This window comes from Nocardioides kongjuensis (genome assembly GCF_013409625.1).
Classification (GTDB): Bacteria; Actinomycetota; Actinomycetes; order Propionibacteriales; family Nocardioidaceae; genus Nocardioides; species Nocardioides kongjuensis.
This window is the reverse complement of the sequence record NZ_JACCBF010000001.1, coordinates 2,836,033-2,855,091: the sequence shown is the minus strand read 5'-3', so window position 1 is coordinate 2,855,091 and position 19,059 is coordinate 2,836,033. Positions and strand designations below refer to the sequence as shown.

The following is a 19,059-nucleotide window of genomic DNA, read 5'->3' as shown; positions in this document are numbered from 1 at the left end:
TCGTTTCCTCCATGTGAAGCGCGTCACACTGCTCCGGCTCGCCCTGCTCACCTCGCTCGCCACCGGCCTCGGCACGGCGCTCGTCGCCCCGGGAGGCGCCGCTGCGGCCGCCGAGCCGTTCACCACGACCACGCTGCACTTCAAGGTGCTCGTCGGCCCCGCCGGCAACCAGGTCTGCGACGTCGTCGGCGACGTCTACGTCCCCACGGGCGCCAGCAGCGACGACCCGGTGCCCGCCGTGCTCACCACCAACGGCTTCGGCGGCTCCAAGGACGACCAGGCAGCGCTCGGGGCGGCGCTCGCCTCGCGTGGGTACGCCGTGCTGTCCTACTCCGGCCTCGGGTTCGGCGGCTCGAGCTGCAAGATCACGCTGGACGACCCGGCGTACGACGGCAAGGCGGCCAGCCAGCTCGTCAGCTATCTCGCCGGCGCGGACCGGATCGCCTACCTCGACGCGGCGCACACCCAGCCGGCGCCCGTGCAGAGTGCCGTCGAGCTCGACGGGCCCGGGGACCCGCGGGTCGGCACCTTCGGCGGCTCCTACGGCGGCGGGTTCCAGTTCGCGGTCGCCTCCATCGACCACCGCGTCGACGCGCTGGTCCCGGTGATCACCTGGAACGACCTCAGCTACAGCCTCGGTCCCAACAACACCGCCCAGACGACGGGCGTCTCGACCTCGGTGCCGGGGGCGGCCAAGCTGGTGTGGGCGCTGGGCTTCTCGGCGATCGGCGTCACCGGCGACCTGCAGAACCAGCAGGTGCCACCGGACCTGCTGCCCTGCCCGAACTTCGCCGACTTCGTCTGCCCGGCGCTGGTCACGGCCGGCGCGACCGGATACCTGCAGCCGGGCGACGTCGCGAAGCTGCGCGGGCGGTCGGTGGCGTCGTACCTCTCGCAGATCACGGCCCCGACGCTGCTGGTCCAGGGAGAGCGGGACACGCTGTTCAACCTCAACGAGGCAGCCGCGACCTACCGGGCGCTGCAGGACCAGGGCACCGAGACCAAGATGATCTGGCAGCTCGGCGGCCACTCCGGTGACGGTGCGCCCGGCGAGGTGAGCTGGTCCGACCCGGCCTCGGGCTACGTCAGCGGCCGGGTGCTCGACTGGTTCGAGCGCTACCTCAAGGACCGCCACTCGGTCAGCACGGGCCCGGAGTTCGCCTACTTCCGCGACTGGGTCGACTACAGCGGCAGCGCCGCGCCGGCGTACGCCTCCGCGTCGACCTTCCCCGTCGGAACGGCGCGCACGTGGCGGCTCTCCGGCGCGGGCGACCTGGTCACCGGCGCCACCCCCGACGCCCCCGGCGCCCAGTCCTTCCTCACCCCCGGGGCCGGCCTGCCGACCCGGCTGGACGAGATGGACGTGCTCGGCAGCGTGCTCGGCCCGGTCCCGTCGCTGGTCACCGACCTGCCCGGCACCTCCGCCGCCTGGTCCACCCCGGCCCTCGCCGCACCGCTGCGGGTCGCGGGCTCGCCCACCGTCCGCCTGCAGGTCAGCGCACCGACGGCAGCGCTCACCCAGCTGCTCGGCCCGGCCGGCGAGCTGGTCGTGTTCGTCAAGGTCGCCGACGTCGCGCCCGACGGCACCGCCCGGTTGATCAACGGCCTCGAGGCGCCGGTCCGCGTCCCCGACGTCACCCGCCCCTTCACCGTCCAGCTGCCGGCCATCGTGCACGAGTTCGCGCCGGGCCACCGGCTGCGGCTGGTCGTCGCGGGCGGCTCGGTCAACTACCGAGGCGGCGCCCTCACCACCCCGGTCACCATCGCCTCCGGAAGCGCGCAAACCCTCACCCTCCCGGTGGTGCCATGACCTAACGTTGACCGTGATGAGCACGGATCCGGCCGCTGGGCCGGGCGCCGCCGTCACCGTCAACGGAGCCGCCCGGGCGCTGGTCGGCGCCCAGCCGCCGCTCACCGCGCTCGACTGGCTGCGCGGCCTCGGGCTCACCGGCGCCAAGGAGGGCTGCGCCGAGGGGGAGTGCGGGGCGTGCGCCGTGCTGGTCGCCCGCCCGGGGACCGACGCGGCGACCGAGTGGACGGCGATCAACGCCTGCCTGGTCCCGGCCGCCGCCCTCGCCGGCCAGGAGGTCGTCACCGCGGAGGGACTCGGTACGCCGGACACGCTGCACCCCGTCCAGCACGAGATGGCGGTCCGCGGTGGGTCCCAGTGCGGCTACTGCACGCCCGGCTTCGTCTGCAGCATGGCCGCCGAGTTCTACCGCCCGGGCCGCACCTCCTTCGACCACCACGCCCTGTCCGGCAACCTGTGCCGGTGCACCGGCTACCGGCCGATCGTCGATGCCGCCGAGGCGCTCGGGCCGCCGGTCGCCGACGACCCCCTCGCCGTGCGTACGACGACCGCCCCGCCCAGCGTGCCGCCGCACTCGGTGCCGGGCTGGGTCCGTCCGGCGACCCTCGCCGAGGCACTGGCCCTCCTCGCCGAGCCGGGTGCGGTCGCGATCGCGGGCTCGACCGACCTCGGCGTCGAGGCCAACCTGCGCGGCTCCCGCCCCGCCCTGCTGGTCGCGATCGACCGGCTCGAGGCGCTGCGCGACCTGCGTGTCGCCGACGGGGTGATCGAGATCGGCGCGGCACTCACGCTCAGCGAGGTCGAGCGGCGGCTCGAGGGGCGGATCCCCTTGCTGGACGCGGTGTTCCCGCAGTTCGCCTCCCGGCTGATCCGCAACGGCGCGACCTTCGGGGGCAACCTCGGCACCGGCTCGCCGATCGGCGACCTGCCGCCCGCGCTGCTCGCGCTCGACGCCGAGCTCGTCCTCGTCGGTCCGGAGGGCGAGCGAGCGGTCCCGCTCGCCGCCTTCTTCACCGGCTACCGGCAGTCGGTCCGGCAGCCCGGCGAGCTGATCGCGAGGGTCCGGGTCCCGCTGCCGCTCGCCACCACCACCGCGTTCCACAAGATCGCCAAGCGCCGCTTCGACGACATCTCCTCGGTGGCGGTCGCGTTCGCGATCGACCTCGTCGACGGTGTCGTCCGCAGGGCGGCGATCGGGCTCGGGGGAGTGGCTGCCACCCCGATCCGCGCGACCGCCGCCGAGGAGGCGCTGGTCGGCGCCGCCTGGACGCCGGAGGGCATCGCCCCCGCCGCGGAGGTCCTGGCCGCGGCGGGCACACCGCTCGACGACCACCGGGCGAGTGCCGCCTACCGGCGGGCGATGCTCGGCCAGGCGCTCCCGCGACTGCTCGCGCAGGGAGCGCTGTCGTGAGCGTCGGCGAGGCGCGCCACCACGAGGCCGCCGCCCTGCACGTCACCGGACGCGCGCTCTACACCGACGACCTCGCGCTCCGCGCGCCCGGCGTCCTGCACGCGCACCCGGTCCAGGCGCCCCACGCCCACGCCCGGGTGACCCGGCTCGACCCCGCGCCGGCGTACCGGATCGAGGGCGTGGTGCGGGTCCTGACCGCTGCCGACGTCCCCGGCGTCAACGACTCCGGCACCAAGCACGACGAGCCGCTGTTCCCCGACGAGGTGATGTTCCACGGCCAGTCGGTGGCGTGGGTGCTGGGCGAGACGTTCGAGGCCGCACGTCTCGGCGCGCTCGCGGTGGCCGTCGACTACGAGCCGCTCCCGTCCCTCGTCACGGTCGCCGACGCCATCGCCGCCGACTCCTTCCAGGGTGCACGCCCGACGATGGAGCGCGGCGACGTCGAGGCCGGGTTCGCCCGGAGCACGCGGGTCTTCGAGGGCGTGACCGAGCTCGCCGGGCAGGAGCACTTCTACCTCGAGACGCACGCGTCCTTCGCGCAGGTCGACGACGACGGCCAGGTGAACGTGTCGTGCAGCACCCAGCACCCCACCGAGACCCAGGAGATCGTCGCCCACGTGCTCGGCATTGCCAGCCACCAGGTGAGCGTCCAGTGCCTGCGGATGGGCGGCGGGTTCGGTGGCAAGGAGATGCAGCCCCACGGGTACGCCGCCGTCGCGGCCCTCGGCGCCACCCTCACCGGCCGACCGGTGCGGGTGCGGCTCACCCGCCAGCAGGACATGACGATGAGCGGCAAGCGGCACGGCTTCCACGCGACCTGGCGGATCGGGTTCGACGACGACGGCCGCCTGCAGGCGCTCGACGCGACCCTCACCTCCGACGGCGGCTGGAGCCTCGACCTCTCCGAACCCGTCCTGTCGCGGGCACTGTGCCACGTGGACAACGCGTACTGGATCCCGCACGTCCGGGTCGCCGGCCGGGTCGCCCGCACCCACACCACGTCCCAGACCGCGTTTCGCGGGTTCGGCGGGCCGCAGGGGATGCTCGTCATCGAGGACGCCCTCGGTCGCTGCGCGCCCCTGCTCGGCCTGGCACCCGAGGAGCTGCGCCGCCGCAACTTCTACGTCGAGGGCCAGGCGACGCCCTACGGCCAGCCGGTGCGGCACCCCGAGCGCCTCGACCGGGCCTGGCAGCAGGTCCTCGACACCGGCGAGTACGCCGTGCGACGCAAGGAGATCGAGCGCCACAACACCGGTAGCCCCCATGCCAAGCGGGGCCTGGCGATCACGCCGGTCAAGTTCGGGATCTCCTTCAACTTCACCTCCTTCAACCAGGCCGGCGCGCTGGTGCACGTCTACAAGGACGGCTCGGTGCTGATCAACCACGGCGGCACCGAGATGGGCCAGGGGCTGCACACGAAGATGCTGCAGGTCGCGGCCACCGCGCTCGGCCTGCCGATCGAGCGGGTCCGGCTCGCGCCCACCCGCACCGACAAGGTGCCCAACACCTCCGCCACGGCGGCAAGCTCGGGGGCCGACCTCAACGGAGCGGCGGTCAAGGACGCGTGCGACCAGATCCTGGCGCGGCTGGTCCCCGTGCGGGACCGGCTGGGTGCGGAGGCGGGCTGGGACGAGGTCGTGCGCACGGCGTACCTCGACCGGATCCAGCTCTGGGCCGCGGGCTTCTACCGCACCGAGGGCCTGTCCTGGGACGCGACCACGATGACCGGCCACCCGTTCAAGTACTTCGCCTACGGCGTCGCCGCGGCCGAGGTCGAGGTCGACGGCTTCACCGGTGCCTACGTCGTCCGCCGGGTCGACATCGTCCACGACGTCGGCGACAGCCTCTCGCCGCTGGTCGACCTGGGGCAGGTCGAGGGCGGCTTCCTGCAGGGCGTCGGCTGGCTGACCCTCGAGGACCTGCGCTGGGACAGCTCGGACGGCCCGGCGCGGGGCCGGCTCGCGACCCAGTCGGCGTCGACGTACAAGCTGCCGAGCCTGTCCGAGCTCCCCGCCGACCTCCGGGTCGCGTTCCTCGAGCGGGCCACCGAGGACGGCGTGGTGTACGGCTCCAAGGCGGTCGGCGAGCCGCCGCTGATGCTGGCCTTCTCGGTGCGCGAGGCGCTGCGCGACGCGGTCGCCGCGTTCGGGCCGCCCGGCGTCAGCGTGGAGCTCGCCTCGCCCGCGACGCCCGAGGCGGTCTGGTGGGCGATCGAGCGGGTCAGGGGCTGAGCATGGACTGGCTGAGCGCGCTCCAGCACCTCCGCGACACCCGCACCCCTGGCGTGCTGGTCACGATCACCCAGGTCCGTGGCCACGCACCGCGTGCGGCCGGCGCCAAGCTCGTCGTGGCCGCCGGGGACTCGTGGGGCAGCATCGGCGGCGGGAACCTCGAGGAGTGCGCCGTACGACGGGCGCGGGCCCTGCTGCACGACGCCGCCACGGCGGTGCTCACCGAGACGCACGACCTCTCCGACCGGGCGCCCGGGGAGCACGGCGTGCAGTGCTGCGGCGGGCAGGTGACGATCCTCTACGAGCCGCTGCCCGTCCGCCCGTCGGTCGCCGTCTTCGGGATGGGGCACGTCGGCCTCGAGCTGGCGCTGCTGCTCAGCCGCCACGACCTCGAGCTGCACCTCGTCGACTCCCGCGCCGACCAGCTCGCCGACGACCGGCTGGCTCCCGTGCTCACCGGGCCGGCCGACGTACGCGTGCACCGGGTGCCGGTGCTGCCCGAGCTCGTCGTCGCCGACCTGCCCGCCGGCACCGACGTCCTGGTGCTCACCCACGACCACGCCGAGGACCTCGCCCTGCTCGACGCGCTGCTCCGCTCCGACCTGCCCGGCTCGATCGGGCTGATCGGCTCCAGCGCGAAGTGGACCCGATTCCGGGCGCGGCTCGCCGAGCTCGGCCACGGTGAGGCGGCCATCGCCCGGGTGCGCACGCCGATCGGCGACCCGGCGATCACCGGCAAGGAGCCGGCCCGGATCGCCCTCGCCGTCGCCGTCGAGCTGCTCGCGCCGGCGCGTTTGAAGGACCCCGCGAGCGGCTAGGTTCCTCAGCGTTGAGATGGCTTGCCGAAACGGCGGGCCAACCCGTCGTGTGTGAGGAACCGATGAGCTACCCCCCGCCCCCTGGCCAGCCGCCGTACGCCCAGACCTGGGCCGCGCCGTCCGGTCCACCGCCACCGAGGCGCAGCCGCACCGGGCTGACGATCGCGTTGCTCGCGGTCGGGCTGGTGCTGGTCCTGGGCGTGATCGGTGTCGTCGCGCTGGTCGTCCGCGGGGACGACTCCGACGGGTCGGACGAACCGGCCGGCGCCGGCGGCGGCGCGCACGAGGCGTCGTGCGAGGTCTACCGGGACCTCGTGCTCAACAGCGAGGTCTGGGCGGCGACCGACCTCGACCCCGACAAGCTGCAGGAGATGTACGACGCAGCCCTCGCCGACATCACCGACGACGAGGTCGCGGGACTGGTGGAGGAGGAGGCCACGGTCACCGTGTCCTACTACCGCGCCCTGGGCGAGTGGAAGCAGTCCCTGGACGACGCGCTGGCCCAGGGTGAGTACCCCGACACCGCGATCCCCGACGACATCACCGCGCAGCAGGGCAGGATCCCCGAGAGCCAGGCAGCCGTCGTCGAGGCGTGCCAGGACGTGCTGCCCGCGGGCAACGACAAGCCGATCCCCAAGATCACTGCGCCGACCCTGAACACGCCCAGCTGGCTGGACGACGAGTGACCCCGCGCAGGTTCCCCTGGCTGGCGGTGCTCGGCTCGCTCGCCCTGGCACTGGTCCTGGTCGTCGGCGTCACCGTGGTCCTGGTGCTGGACGGCGACGAGTCGGACGCGTCGAAGGAGCGCCGGAGCAGGGCGGACGAGCTGAAGGAGCGGCTGCTCGAGGATGCGCGGGCCGAGCTCCCGACGACCGCGGACGTCGAGAACGCCGTTCCCGGCTACGACTACACCACGCCCGTGACCGGTGTCGGCACCGAGGCCGACCTGGCCGTTCCAGCGAGCTATGACGCCGAGGTGAGCGACCCGTGGCGGGGCGCGGTCGGCAAGATCGAGGTGTACGCCGACGCGGCGCTGACCGAGCCGGTTCCGGTGGACATCCTCCCGGACCTGACCTCGTCCGCCTCCGACCCGCACCTGGCCATCACGCCGGTGGCGGTCAGGTCGTCGTACATCACACGCCAGGACGACCAGGCGAAGGGCACGCTGGCCGATCTCGGGACCTACTGGAACCTCAACCCCCACGCCTACGTCGTCCAGTACCTCACCCCCGACGGCGCCCCGCGTCCCCGACCGCTGGTCACCGAGGTCGACTTCGTTGCCGAGACGCCCGCGCCGGCGCAGATCACCTCGTCGGTGAGCGCCGAGGGCGATGCATTGCTGAGGTGGACGCGGGTCGAGGACGCGACCGAGTACTTCGTGGTGCTGCTGCAGCGGCGCGGCGACGACCTCAACGACTCGGTGCGCGTCGTCGGACGCACCACGGAGACGACCTGGTCGTCGGCCTCGACCACGAAGTGCCTCCACGACTGCACCCAGAACGAGGCCATGAGGCTGACCACGGTCGACGGGTCGACCCAGGTGTCGTCGCCGCAGCTGGTCGCCGAGAAGGTCGACGCCCGCCTCGGAGTGGTCGCGGTCGTTGACCGGGAGGCGTCGGCGATGGCGCCGATCGACTTCGACGGCCTGGAGACGCTCCCCGTCCGGGCCGACCGCAAGTGGGACGACGGCGCCGACATCGCCAACCGTGGCCTGGCGGCGCTGCCGAGCCGGTTCCTGTTCGTCTCCATCGACGGCTCGACCCGGGCGACGGCTGCCACCGTCGACCGGTCCGAGGTGCGCCGCGACGGTGATCACTGGGTGGTCCCGCTGCGCGGCCAGGGGACCCGGCTCGTCGATCCCGTCCGCATCCCCGTCGCGGCCGTCGACGACATCGACGCCGCTGTCGCGACCTTCAACGAGCGCGCACAGCGTGACTACCCGCCCGCCGGGCTGGACGAGGCGGGGATCGTGATCCGCGCCGACCTGCCCAAGGCGCCGAGCCCGGAGCTGCCTGTGCCCGACTATCCGGCCTTCGGGAGCAACGAGCTCACGAGGTTCATCGCCGGGCAGCTGATCGCGGGCTCCACGGCCATCGACGTCTCGGAGCTCGCCGACGAGCCGGGGCTTCCCGACGTCCAGGACGCGCTGTGGGAGGCGGTCTACCAGAACCCCTACGCCCTGGCGTACTTCGACGAGTTCTCGTTCGACGGCAGCGTGATCCACGTCGATGCGGCGTACTCGCAGGCGGAGCTGCAGTCGCGGCAGAAGAAGATCGCCGACGCGGCCCAGCAGGTCGTGAGGAGCACGATCTCCTCCGGGATGAGTGACGCCGACAAGGTGGCGGCGATCAACCGTCACCTGGTGGACGGCGCGGACTACGACCACGCCGCGTTCGCCGTCATCGACGACATCCCCGCGAGCTTCCGGTACGCATGGGAGACCGACGGCGTCCTCGTCAGCGGCACCGGCGTGTGCATGAGCTATGCGTACGCGTTCCAGGCGCTTGCCGAGGAGGCCGGCCTCGAGACGGTGGTCGTCACCGGGGACCTCGCCGATGGCGGCGGGCACGCGTGGAACAAGGTCAAGCTCGGCGAGAGTTGGCGCGCCGTCGACGTCACCTGGAACGACCCGCGCGGGCCGTGGAACCCGCAGTCAGGGACCAGGTACCTGATGATCCGCGACGCCCAGTTCAGCGGCAGCGCCCTGCGTACCGAGCGCGACAGCTGGATGTCCGACGCCTACCTCAGCAAGTACGCCACCCGCTGATGCGTGCCGCATTCCAGGGCCACTGGATGGCGCCGGGCGCCTTCGGCGGGGTACCGGTCTGGCTGGTCGTCGAGGACGGCCACCTCGCCCTGCTGGCTCCGGGACACAGCCCGACCGGTTACATCGACGTCTTCCGGGTCCCGGCCCACCAGGCGAGGGTGTCCTCGGCCGCGCAACGCATCACGGTCACGGTGGCCGGTCGGTCCTACCCAGTGCTCGCCCGGCCGATCGGACGGGCGATCGGGCCGGCCCTGGGCGCCGCCGGCGCGGCTGCCGGCCTCGCGGGTGCCGACCTCGCGCAGGGCCGTGCCACGGCCGCGCGGGCCGGCAACCTCGCCGCGGACGCGTCGGCGTTCTCGCGGCTGGGCGGACCGGCGTTCCTCGCGGCAGCGCGGGCGTCAGGCGTGCCCGTGCGCAGGGTGGGCTGCGGCGTGCTGCTGGTCCTCGGGTTCGGGGTCGGCCTGCTGGTCGCCCTGCTCGTCACCGTCATCACCGTCGCCGTCGTCGCCTGACCAGCAACGGGTCAGTAGGCGGTGCGGCCCTCGTGGGCCAGCCACGCGTCGAAGGGCGCCGTGGCGTCGGCGGTCGCGACGTGGGTGACGGCCATCGTCCACTGCGAGCGCGGCCGCTCGAAGAGCTCGTAGAAGGCCCGGTCGTCGAACCCACCGCGGGCGGCGTCGTCGCGGTCGGCGGCGTACACCACCCGGTCGAGGCGGGCCCACAGCGACGCGGACACGCACAGCGGGCACGGCTCGCACGACGTGTAGAGCGTGCAGCCGGTCAGCTCGAAGGTCGCCAGAGAAGTGCAGGCGGCGCGGATCGCCATCACCTCGGCGTGGGCGGTGGGGTCGAGGTCGCGGGTGACCCGGTTCTGGCCCTCGGCCACGACGGCGCCGTCGCGCACGATCACCGCACCGAACGGCCCGCCGCCGGCGGCGACGTTGGTCGTGGCCAGCTCGACGGCCCGTGCCAGCCAGGTCTCCTCGCTCATGCGGACATTCAACCCTGCGACGCGACCAGCCGCTCCATGACGCGTCGAAGCGCCTGGACGACGTGCTGCGCCGAGCGGCGGCGCAGGGTCTCCGGCCGGGCGAGGACGTCGATCGTCCGGCTGGTGCTGAGTCCGTGCAGCGGGCGGAGCACGACGTCGTCGTAGGGGTGGGCGGAGGTGTAGCGCGGGAGCAGGCCGATCCCGGAGCCGGCGGCGACGAGGGCGGCCACGGCGCCGTAGTCGTTGACGCGGTGGACCACCTCGGCGTGGCGGCGGGTGAGCGCGGCGACGGCGATGAGCACGTCGTCGGGGGAGTAGCCGACCCGGCTGGTCACCCAGCGCTGGCCGACGACGTCGCGCGGCCGCAGCCGCTCGCGTGCGGCCAGGGGGTGGTCGGCGGGAAGGGCGACGTCGAGCGGTTCGCGGGCCAGCGTCACGACGTGCAGGTCGTCGGTGGGCCAGGGCGGGCTGTGCTCCATCCGGTGGGCGAGGACGAGGTCGTACTGCGCCGTCAGGGCCGGGAAGTCGCGCTGGGCCACGTCCTCGTCGGTCAGCCGGAGGTCCGGGGCATCGGGCTGGCGACCGAGCTCACGCAGCAACGGGCCGAAGACCGCCTGGCCGGCGCTGTGGAAGCTGCTCAGCGTCACCGTGCCGCCCGGAGCCCCCTCGAAGTCCTCGACGGCACCGCGGGCGGCGGCCATCGCGTCGATGACGTCGGCACCCGCACGCGCCAGGGCGCGGCCGGCGTCGGTGAGGGCCAGCACCCGCCCGTCGCGTCGCGTGAGCGGTGTGCCGAACTGCCGCTGCAGCGCCGCCAGGTGCTGCGACACGGCCGACGGCGACACGTGGAGCGACTCGGCGACGGCGGTGACGCTGCCGAGGGCGCCGAGCTCGCGCAGGATGGTGAGCTGGTGGATCTCCACGGCGCCAGCCTATGGTGAAGCGATCACTTAAAGGATGGTGCAGGAACTGCCCGTTGCTCTGCACGGTCGTCCGGCGATCCAATGGAGCCATGAAGGCGCTCTACAAGGCCGAGGCGGCCCCCGGGCTCGCGCTCGTCGACCGCCCCGACCCCACCTGCGGTCCGGCCGACGTGATCATCCGCGTGCTCCGCACCGGCATCTGCGGCACCGACCTCCACATCCTGCGCTGGGACGACTGGGCCGCCGGTGCGGTGAAGGCGCCGCTCACGCCCGGCCACGAGTTCTACGGCGAGGTGGTCGAGGTCGGCCCGCTGGTCACCGACGTCGCCGTCGGAGACCGGGTCTCCGGCGAGGGCCACATCGTGTGCGGCACCTGCCGCAACTGCCGCGCGGGGCGCCGCCAGATGTGCATCCGCACCATCGGCCTCGGCGTGCAGCGCGACGGCGCGTTCGCCGAGTACCTCAGCCTCCCGGCCAGCAACGTGTGGGTGCACCACCCCGACGTCGACCCCGACCTCGGCGCGATCTTCGACCCGCTCGGCAACGCCGTGCACACCGCGCTCGCGTTCCCGCTCGTGGGCGAGGACGTCCTGGTCACCGGCTGCGGACCGATCGGGCTGATGGCGATCGCGATCGCCCGCCACGTCGGTGCCCGGTACGTCGTCGGCACCGACGTGAGCCCGGCCCGCCTCGAGCTGGCCCGGGGGATGGGCGCGGACGCGGTCGTCGACGTGTCGACCGGCTCGGTCGCCGACGTGCAGCAGGCCCTGCACATGCGCGAGGGCTTCGACGTCGGCTTCGAGATGAGCGGCGCCCCCTCGGCGCTGCCGCAGATGATCGACAACATGAACCACGGCGGCCGGATCGCCATGCTCGGCCTGCCCAGCGCGCCGTTCGCGGTCGACTGGGGCAAGGTCGTCACCCACATGCTCACGCTCAAGGGGATCTACGGTCGCGAGATGTTCGAGACCTGGAACGCGATGGGGGCGATGCTGCAGTCGAGCAGCACGCTGCGCGCGGCGATCGGCTCGGTCATCTCCGACCGGCTGCCCGCGCGCGAGTGGGAGCAGGGATTCGAGATCGCGGCGTCCGCCGGGGTCGGCAAGGTCGTGCTGGACTGGACGGAGCTGTGATGTACGGGAACTTCAGGAACCACCTCACCGCCGAGCTCGACGGGATCGAGCAGGCCGGGCTCACCAAGCGCGAGCGCGGCATCCGCGGACCGCAGAAGGCCGAGATCGTGGCCGACGGCGCCGAGGTGCTCAACTTCTGCGCCAACAACTACCTCGGCCTCGCCGACGACCCGCGACTCCTCGAGGCCGCACGTGGCGCGCTCGACGAGTGGGGCTACGGCCTGGCCAGCGTCCGCTTCATCTGCGGCACGCAGGAGCAGCACCTCGAGCTCGAACGCCGGCTCGCGGAGTTCCTCGGCACCGAGGACACGATCCTCTACTCGTCGTGCTTCGACGCCAACGGCGGCGTCTTCGAGACCCTCTTCGGGCCCGAGGACGCGATCATCTCCGACGCCCTGAACCACGCCTCGATCATCGACGGCATCCGGCTCTCCAAGGCACGCCGGCTGCGCTACGCCAACCGCGACATGGCCGACCTCGAGGCCCAGCTGCAGTCCGCAGCCGACGCCCGGTTCCGGGTGGTCGTCACCGACGGCGTCTTCTCGATGGACGGCTACATCGCACCCCTGCGCGAGATCTGCGACCTCGCCGACAGGTACGACGCCCTCGTGCTCGTCGACGACTCCCACGCGGTCGGCTTCATCGGGGCGGGCGGCCGCGGCACCCCCGAGCTGTGCGGCGTCGCCGACCGGGTCGACATCTACACCGGCACCTTCGGCAAGGCGCTGGGCGGCGCGTCCGGCGGCTACGTCTCCTCGCACCGCGAGATCGTCGCGCTGCTGCGCCAGCGCTCGCGCCCGTACCTGTTCTCCAACACCCTCGCCCCCGCGATCGTCGCCGGCACCCTGCGCGCGCTCGACCTGGTCGAGGGCTCGGGGGAGCTGCGCGAGCGGCTGCAGGCCAACGCGGCGCTGTTCCGCGAGCTGATGAGCGCCGAGGGCTTCGACCTGCTCCCCGGCGAGCACCCGATCGTCCCGGTGATGTTCGGCGACGCCGCGCTCACCGCCCGGGTGGCCGACGAGATGCAGAAGCACGGCGTCTACGTGACCGCGTTCAGCTTCCCGGTCGTCCCGCGGGGCGAGGCCCGGATCCGGGTCCAGCTCTCCGCCGCGCACACCGAGGAGCAGGTCCGGCGCTGCGTCGAGGCCTTCGTCGCCGGACGACGGGCGGCTCAGGGCTGACGATCAGCGAAGGAGTGGGGCCGTCAGGTTGATCTGGCAGGAAGATTTCCGGTCTAATAGGTCTCATGACGGACGTTCTCTCGCTCGCTGACCGTATCGACGCCCGCGGTGCCGCCGTGGTGGCGGATCCGTCCTGGCCGGCGCTGAAGGACGCCGTCGAGCAGATCCGCACCTGGCAGCTCGCCGACGGATCCGTCGACCTCGCCGCCGAGGGCGCGCCGACCCGTGAGACGGTCGCCGCCGCGGTCGCGCGCGTCGTCGACGCCGTCGAGGCCCTCTCGCCGCTGCTGCCGCACGACGCGGCGTACCACCGCGCGCTCGTCGCCGACCTGCGCCGCTGGGCCGACGCGGGCTTCGGCGTCCCGGACTTCCTCGACTCGCTGCTCGCCTTCCAGCCCGCCGCCGAGCGCGTCGACGGCCGCCAGCACCTCGTCGTGTTCCCGATGTACACCCAGAACGGCAACCCGAACCGCAACCTCGAGGCCGTCGCCTTCCGGATGGTCTGGCCCGAGTGGCTCGCCGACCTCGAGGCCACGCGCTACGACAACCCGCTGTTCTGCGGCATCGCGTTCGAGGACTTCACCAGCGGCTACGACACCAACTCGGCGGTGCTCTTCCCCGAGACCGTCGCCGTGCGCGAGGTGCCCGAGCGGTTCAGCTGGGGTGGCATCTTCTGCGACCGCGAGGCCGCCCGCTTCCGTCGCGTCGGCACCGCCGCCGTCGAGCTCCTCGGCGTCGAGCTCCCCGACGAGGTCCGGGGCCTGCTCGAGGACCAGCAGCGCAGCCAGGACGCCTTCGTGCTCTGGGACATGATCCACGACCGCGCCCACAGCCACGGCGACCTGCCGTTCGACCCGTTCATGATCAAGCAGCGCCAGCCGTTCTGGATGTACGGGCTGGAGGAGCTGCGTTGCGACCTGACCGCGTTCAAGGCGGCCGTCGAGCTCGAGGCCGAGGGCAACGAGGTCGCCGCGGACGCGCAGCACGCGATCCTGCTCGACCGGATGTTCCGGTTCCCGGTCACCGGCGAGCGCACCCGCAACTACGACGGCCTCGGCGGCCAGCTGCTGTTCGCCTACCTGCACCAGCACGACGCGATCCGCTGGACCGACAACAAGCTGCGCATCGACTGGGACCTCGCGCCCCAGGTCACCAACGCGCTGTGCGCCGAGATCGAGCAGCTCTACCGCGACGGCATCGACCGCCCGAAGATCGTGCACTGGCAGGCCGCCTACGAGCTGGTCAGCCGTTACCTCGCGCCGCACCCGGCCTCGAAGTGGGCCCGTGGCGCCGAGGCGCTCGACTTCTCCAAGCAGCCGCGCGACCTGGTCGACGACGTGCTGGCCGACGAGTTCCCGCTGAGCATGTTCTTCGAGGCCCTGGCCAAGAAGCTCAAGAACGTGATCGCGGAGACCCGCGGCATCACCGCCGCCGCATGACCCGCGTCATCGCGGTCGCCGGTGCCGGCGGCCCTGCGGGGCGTGCCGCGGTGCGCCGGCTCGCGGCCGGTGGTGCCGTGGTCGCGGCCGCCGACGCCGACCGGGCGCGACTCGACGGCCTGGAGGCCGAGACCAGCGTCGTGGACCTTCTCGACCTGGCCGCGACGCAGGCCTGGGTGGACGACGTCGTCGCCCGGCACGGTCGCCTCGACGGAGTCGTGCACCTCGTCGGCGGCTGGCGAGGCGGCAAGGGCCTGAGCGTCGAGGCGCTCGACCACTGGGCGGTCCTCGAGCCGCTCCTGGTCCGCACGCTGCAGCACACCTCGCTGGCCGCGCAGTCGGCCCTGGTCGAGTCCGGTGGCCGGTTCGTGGTGGTCAGCGCCGCCGGTGCCGGGCAGCCGAGCGCCGGCAACGCGTCGTACGCCGCCGCCAAGGCCGCTGCCGAGGCCTGGACCCTCGCCCTGGCCCACGCCTTCGGCCGGGCCGGCGGGGACGCCGCCGCTACGATCCTGGTGGTCAAGGCCCTGCTCGACGACGCGATGCGCGCCGCCCGCCCGGACGCCGCCTTCGACGGCTTCACCCACGTCGACGACCTGGCCGAGACGATCGCCGGTCTGTGGGACCGGCCGAGCGCCGAGCTGAACGGAGAGCGACTGTGGCTGACGCCGCAACCCTGAGCACCGCCGCCCAGCGGCGGCACGACCCCGAGGCCCGCCAGTTCGCCAGCGACAACTACGCCGGCGTGCACCCCGAGGTGCTGGCCGCGATCGCGCTGGCCAACGGCGGCCACCAGGTGTCGTACGGCGAGGACGCCTACACCGAGCACCTCCAGACGATCATGGCCGGCCTGTTCGGCGACGGCGTCGAGGCGTACCCGGTCTTCAACGGCACCGGCGCCAACGTCGTCGGCCTGCAGGCGCTGACCGACCGCTGGGGCGCGGTGATCTGCGCCGAGAGCGCCCACATCAACGTCGACGAGGGCGGCGCCCCCGAGCGGATGGGCGGCCTCAAGCTGCACACCGTCGCCACCCCCGGCGGCAAGCTCACCCCCGAGCTGGTCGACAAGCACGCGTGGGGCTTCGAGGACGAGCACCGCGCGATGCCGCAGGTCGTCTCGATCACCCAGTCCACCGAGCTCGGCACGCTCTACACGCCCGACGAGATCCGCGCGCTCGCCGACCACGCCCACGGACTGGGCATGCGCCTGCACCTCGACGGCGCCCGGCTGGCGAACGCCGCGGCCGCGCTCGACGTACCGCTGCGGACCTTCACCTCCGACGCCGGCGTCGACGTGCTCTCCTTCGGCGCCACCAAGAACGGCGCCCTCGCCGGCGAGGCCGTCGTCATCCTCGACCCCGAGGGGGTCAGCCACCTCAAGCACCTGCGCAAGCTCTCGATGCAGCTGGCCAGCAAGATGCGCTTCGTCTCGGTGCAGTTCGAGGCGCTGCTCGCCGACGGCCTCTGGCTGCGGCTGGCCGGCCACGCCAACGCCATGGCGCAGCGGCTCGCCGCCGGCGTGCGCGAGATCGACGGCGTCGAGATCCTCTACCCGGTGCAGGCCAACGGCGTGTTCGCCCGGCTGCCCCACGACGTCAGCCGCCGGCTGATGGAGCGGCACCGCTTCTACTTCTGGGACGAGGCCGCCGGCGACGTGCGGTGGATGTGCTCCTTCGACACCACCGAGGACGACGTCGACGCCTTCCTCGGCGCGCTGCGCGAGGAGATGGGCCGGGCCTGAGGCGTCAGGCCGGCAGGCTCTCCCGCTTCATCCCGAACACCCACCGCCGGCGCGGGTGCTCGCTGACCGACCACAGGCAGCCGGTCTCCGGCCACCAGACCAGGTCCTCGGGGCCCGGCGGCGTCGCCCACCGGTGCACGCGCAGCGCACCGGGCCGGCCGACGTACACCGACCCGGGCTTGCGCCGCCCGCGCGAGCGGGTGACGTAGTAGGTGCCGTCGACCGCGGCCACGCCCTGCATCCGCGGCACGCCGCGGTCGTCGACCTCGGGGACCGCGCGGCCGTCGACCTCGTGTCGGGGCAGACCGCTGTCGGGGTCGATCGCGAAGCGCGCCATCCGCCGCGTCTGGGTCGGCGTGCCGTACTCGCCGACGACGAGCGCCGGTACGTCGTCGCTGCGGTCGAGGGTGAGGAACGAGTAGCGCAGCCGCTCGACGCCGTGGTCGTGGCCGCTCTGCTGGGTGAACCGGATCGGGAGCACGTAGCGGTGCCCGAAGGTCTGGTACGTCGACCCGGCCGGCACGCGCAGCACGTCGGCCACGTGGGCGCTGTGGATGCCCGCACCGGTCGCCGCGACGTGGAGGAAGTCGCCGTGCCACACGATGCCGCCGGCGTGTACCTTCAGCGGCCGGAAGCCCGCCTTGCCGTCGACCAGCGTCGGGACCACCAGCAGCACGTGGCCGTAACGGCGTCGCTCGACGTCGACCACGCTGATCCGCGACCCGCCGGCCTTGCGGGCGTACCACGACGTCACCAGCACGTCGTGCCCGTGCGACTCACGGAAGCCGGTCTGCGCCGAGGTGGTGATGCCCTGGGGGTACCAGTTCGGGTCCTGGCGGTCCGCCGCCTCCCAGGTCCAGGCCCGGCTGACCTTGAGCCCGAGCAGCCGGGGGAGCGGGGCGTACGTGCGGCGCAGCCGGAACGGCAGGTCGGGCGCCATCGCCGCCATCCCCACGCGACCACCGCCGTCGGCGCTCAGTGCGGCGGCGAGGGCGTCGATCTCGTCGCTGTTCTCCGCGGTGCGGGTCAGGTGCAGTCCGGACACGGCCGCCACCGTAGCGGAGCGCCCGTTGTCCGGAGGCCGCACGCGGGCCTCGGCGGTGCTGCTGGGGGCTGTGCTCGGGCCTTCGGTGGCGGAGCCGGTCGGGTTCCGAAAGGGCAGTGACGAGAAGGGTGGGGAGGTGGCTGGGTTCCGCGGTTGGGCTGCGGTCCCGGGGTCACTTTCGTGACGGTCGGTGACGTCGGTTCTCCACACCCTCCGAATGGAGTTTCCCCTGTCCCCAGGCGGGTTTCCGGCGCTGGATTGTGATGCTCCTATGGTTGTCAAGCGGCTTGGAGCCAGGTTCGGTAGCGCTGGGTGAACTCGCGGTCGAACGCGACTCCGCGTTCGATGCGGCTGACATGGTTCAGGGTGGTGCCGAGCTGTTCGACCACGACTCGGATAGGCAGGTTCTTCTCGCGTCGGATGCGTCGTAGGTCGGCGATTCCGGTAAGCGCGTTCGGGTTCTGGAGCAGCTTGAACACCTCGCGGGCGATGGCGCGTTTGAGGATTCGCAGGATCTCGGGGTTGCTGCGGTTCTTGGCGCGCTGGGTGGCGACGAACTCGCGGGTGCGGGGGTCGCTGGCCATCCGCACGGTCGCGATCGTGTGCAGCGCGGAGTTGGCGTGACGATCCCCGCCACGAGAGAGCCGGTATCGGGTGGTCTTGCCCGACGATGCCGGGACCGGTGCGGTGCCGCACAGGGCAGCGAAGGATGTCTCGCTGGCCAGGCGCTCGGGGTTGCCGCCCGCGGTGAGGAGCAGCTGCGCAGCGGTCACCGGTCCGATGCCGCGTGCCGAGATCAGGTTCAGGTTGATCGCCGCGACCAGGCCGCGGAGCTGGTCGTCGAGCAGCTCGATCTGCTGGCCGAGGAACCGGTGGCGCTGGGCCAGCATCTTCAACCCGAGCAGCACGGTGGCCACCACTCCACCGCGGGAGCCGGGGCGGCAGGCAGCGAGCGCGTCGATCAACCGCTTGTCGCTCAGCTTCCGGTACCTCTCACGGATCTCGACGGGCGCGGTGATCAACTGTGCGTGAATCTGGTTCATCGCCGCAGTACGTGCCTTGGCGGCTGAACGTCGCGTGCTGAGAAGCGCTCGAAGTCCCTCGACGTCCTCGGCCTTCGGCGCGGTCTTCGCGCGACCGGTCATGGCGGCACGGGCCGCCTGGTAAGCGTCGATCAGGTCGGACTTGCCCTGCATCCGCCGCACCGTGGCTTCGGGACGGATCACCTCCCGCACCGCGATCCCGGCCGTGCGGGCCACAACGGCCAGCCCTGCTCCGTAGGAGCTGGTGCCTTCGATCCCGAAGACCTGTACCGAACCGAACGACGCGAGGAAGGCCAAGGCGTCGCGGTAGCCCGCCGGCGTCGTGGGGAACTCGCCGTCGCCGAGATCGCGACCGTAGCCGTCGATCGCGGCCACGTGGATCGTGTCGGCGTGGGTGTCAGCGCCCGCGAAGACGGCAGGGGTCACTGGTCGTGTCGCTGTCATGATGGAGCTGCCTTCCGTGTCGTACCGATGTGGATGGTCGACGCCGGTCGGGCGAGCAGACAGGACATTGATGAGGCGCTTGCCA

Annotated in this window: 16 protein-coding genes; 12 read left to right on the top strand and 4 right to left on the bottom strand. The window is 72.7% G+C overall.

What is annotated here, in order from left to right; translation table 11 throughout:
* The first annotated feature begins 13 nt into the window (after window positions 1-13).
* From BJ958_RS13665 to BJ958_RS13635, 7 genes are all read left to right on the top strand, one after another.
* Entirely contained in the window at window positions 14-1,810 is a 1,797-nt protein-coding gene (locus BJ958_RS13665; RefSeq protein ID WP_343052677.1) for a S15 peptidase family protein, read from the top strand.
* 16 nt (window positions 1,811-1,826) lie between these two features.
* Window positions 1,827-3,221 carry a xanthine dehydrogenase small subunit gene (locus BJ958_RS13660; RefSeq protein WP_179727330.1) on the top strand — a complete coding sequence of 465 codons (1,395 nt, stop codon included), beginning with the start codon at window positions 1,827-1,829 and terminating at the stop codon, window positions 3,219-3,221.
* Window positions 3,218-5,452, top strand: a complete 2,235-nt coding sequence (locus BJ958_RS13655; protein ID WP_343052676.1) for a xanthine dehydrogenase molybdopterin binding subunit — start codon at window positions 3,218-3,220, stop codon at window positions 5,450-5,452. The genes BJ958_RS13660 and BJ958_RS13655 overlap by 4 nt, the downstream gene beginning before the upstream one ends.
* 2 nt (window positions 5,453-5,454) lie before the next feature.
* A complete protein-coding gene (xdhC, locus tag BJ958_RS13650) occupies window positions 5,455-6,270 on the top strand; it encodes a xanthine dehydrogenase accessory protein XdhC (protein ID WP_179727329.1) in 816 nt (271 codons plus the stop codon).
* Window positions 6,271-6,332: 62 nt separating this feature from the next.
* Entirely contained in the window at window positions 6,333-6,956 is a 624-nt protein-coding gene (locus BJ958_RS13645; protein ID WP_179727328.1) for a hypothetical protein, read from the top strand.
* Entirely contained in the window at window positions 6,953-9,037 is a 2,085-nt protein-coding gene (locus BJ958_RS29060; protein WP_179727327.1) for a transglutaminase domain-containing protein, read from the top strand. The genes BJ958_RS13645 and BJ958_RS29060 overlap by 4 nt, the downstream gene beginning before the upstream one ends.
* Window positions 9,037-9,549 carry a hypothetical protein gene (locus tag BJ958_RS13635; protein ID WP_179727326.1) on the top strand — a complete coding sequence of 171 codons (513 nt, stop codon included), beginning with the start codon at window positions 9,037-9,039 and terminating at the stop codon, window positions 9,547-9,549. The genes BJ958_RS29060 and BJ958_RS13635 overlap by 1 nt, the downstream gene beginning before the upstream one ends.
* Before the next feature lie 11 nt (window positions 9,550-9,560).
* Here the strand turns inward: BJ958_RS13635 and BJ958_RS13630 are convergent, their stop codons facing one another.
* Window positions 9,561-10,028 carry a nucleoside deaminase gene (locus BJ958_RS13630; protein WP_179727325.1) on the bottom strand — a complete coding sequence of 156 codons (468 nt, stop codon included), beginning with the start codon at window positions 10,026-10,028 and terminating at the stop codon, window positions 9,561-9,563.
* Window positions 10,029-10,036: 8 nt separating this feature from the next.
* Window positions 10,037-10,951: a LysR substrate-binding domain-containing protein gene (locus BJ958_RS13625; protein ID WP_179727324.1), complete on the bottom strand. Its 915-nt coding sequence runs from the start codon at window positions 10,949-10,951 to the stop codon at window positions 10,037-10,039.
* 89 nt (window positions 10,952-11,040) lie between these two features.
* Here BJ958_RS13625 and tdh point away from each other — a divergent pair, with 89 nt between their 5' ends.
* From tdh to BJ958_RS13600, 5 genes are all read left to right on the top strand, one after another.
* Window positions 11,041-12,084 (top strand): L-threonine 3-dehydrogenase, encoded by a 1,044-nt coding sequence (gene tdh / locus BJ958_RS13620; protein WP_179727323.1) that lies wholly within the window; start codon window positions 11,041-11,043, stop codon window positions 12,082-12,084.
* Window positions 12,084-13,265 carry a glycine C-acetyltransferase gene (locus BJ958_RS13615; protein ID WP_179727322.1) on the top strand — a complete coding sequence of 394 codons (1,182 nt, stop codon included), beginning with the start codon at window positions 12,084-12,086 and terminating at the stop codon, window positions 13,263-13,265. The genes tdh and BJ958_RS13615 overlap by 1 nt, the downstream gene beginning before the upstream one ends.
* Window positions 13,266-13,330: 65 nt before the next feature.
* Window positions 13,331-14,704: a DUF6421 family protein gene (locus BJ958_RS13610; protein WP_179727321.1), complete on the top strand. Its 1,374-nt coding sequence runs from the start codon at window positions 13,331-13,333 to the stop codon at window positions 14,702-14,704.
* Complete coding sequence (locus tag BJ958_RS13605; RefSeq protein WP_179727320.1) at window positions 14,701-15,381, top strand: SDR family NAD(P)-dependent oxidoreductase; 681 nt, start codon at window positions 14,701-14,703, stop codon at window positions 15,379-15,381. Before BJ958_RS13610 ends, BJ958_RS13605 begins: the two co-directional genes overlap by 4 nt.
* On the top strand, window positions 15,360-16,442 hold the full coding sequence (locus BJ958_RS13600; protein ID WP_179727319.1) for a beta-eliminating lyase-related protein: 1,083 nt from the start codon (window positions 15,360-15,362) through the stop codon (window positions 16,440-16,442). Before BJ958_RS13605 ends, BJ958_RS13600 begins: the two co-directional genes overlap by 22 nt.
* 4 nt (window positions 16,443-16,446) lie before the next feature.
* On the opposite strand, the gene BJ958_RS13595 is transcribed toward BJ958_RS13600, so the two are convergent.
* A complete protein-coding gene (locus BJ958_RS13595; RefSeq protein ID WP_179727318.1) occupies window positions 16,447-17,487 on the bottom strand; it encodes a hypothetical protein in 1,041 nt (346 codons plus the stop codon).
* A 278-nt stretch (window positions 17,488-17,765) separates the two neighbouring features.
* On the bottom strand, window positions 17,766-18,956 hold the full coding sequence (locus BJ958_RS13590) for an IS110 family RNA-guided transposase (protein ID WP_179726751.1): 1,191 nt from the start codon (window positions 18,954-18,956) through the stop codon (window positions 17,766-17,768).
* Window positions 18,957-19,059 lie beyond the last annotated feature (103 nt).

Bases quoted from the DNA above. Each gene is read 5' to 3' on its own strand.
- BJ958_RS13635 (WP_179727326.1), top strand. From the start codon at position 9,037: ATGCGTGCCGCATTCCAGGGCCACTGGATGGCGCCGGGCGCCTTCGGC.
- BJ958_RS13615 (WP_179727322.1), top strand. From the start codon at position 12,084: ATGTACGGGAACTTCAGGAACCACCTCACCGCCGAGCTCGACGGGATC.
- xdhC (WP_179727329.1), top strand. From the start codon at position 5,455: ATGGACTGGCTGAGCGCGCTCCAGCACCTCCGCGACACCCGCACCCCT.
- BJ958_RS13630 (WP_179727325.1), bottom strand. From the start codon at position 10,028: ATGAGCGAGGAGACCTGGCTGGCACGGGCCGTCGAGCTGGCCACGACC.
- BJ958_RS13660 (WP_179727330.1), top strand. From the start codon at position 1,827: ATGAGCACGGATCCGGCCGCTGGGCCGGGCGCCGCCGTCACCGTCAAC.
- BJ958_RS13645 (WP_179727328.1), top strand. From the start codon at position 6,333: ATGAGCTACCCCCCGCCCCCTGGCCAGCCGCCGTACGCCCAGACCTGG.
- tdh (WP_179727323.1), top strand. From the start codon at position 11,041: ATGAAGGCGCTCTACAAGGCCGAGGCGGCCCCCGGGCTCGCGCTCGTC.
- BJ958_RS13605 (WP_179727320.1), top strand. From the start codon at position 14,701: ATGACCCGCGTCATCGCGGTCGCCGGTGCCGGCGGCCCTGCGGGGCGT.
- BJ958_RS13610 (WP_179727321.1), top strand. From the start codon at position 13,331: ATGACGGACGTTCTCTCGCTCGCTGACCGTATCGACGCCCGCGGTGCC.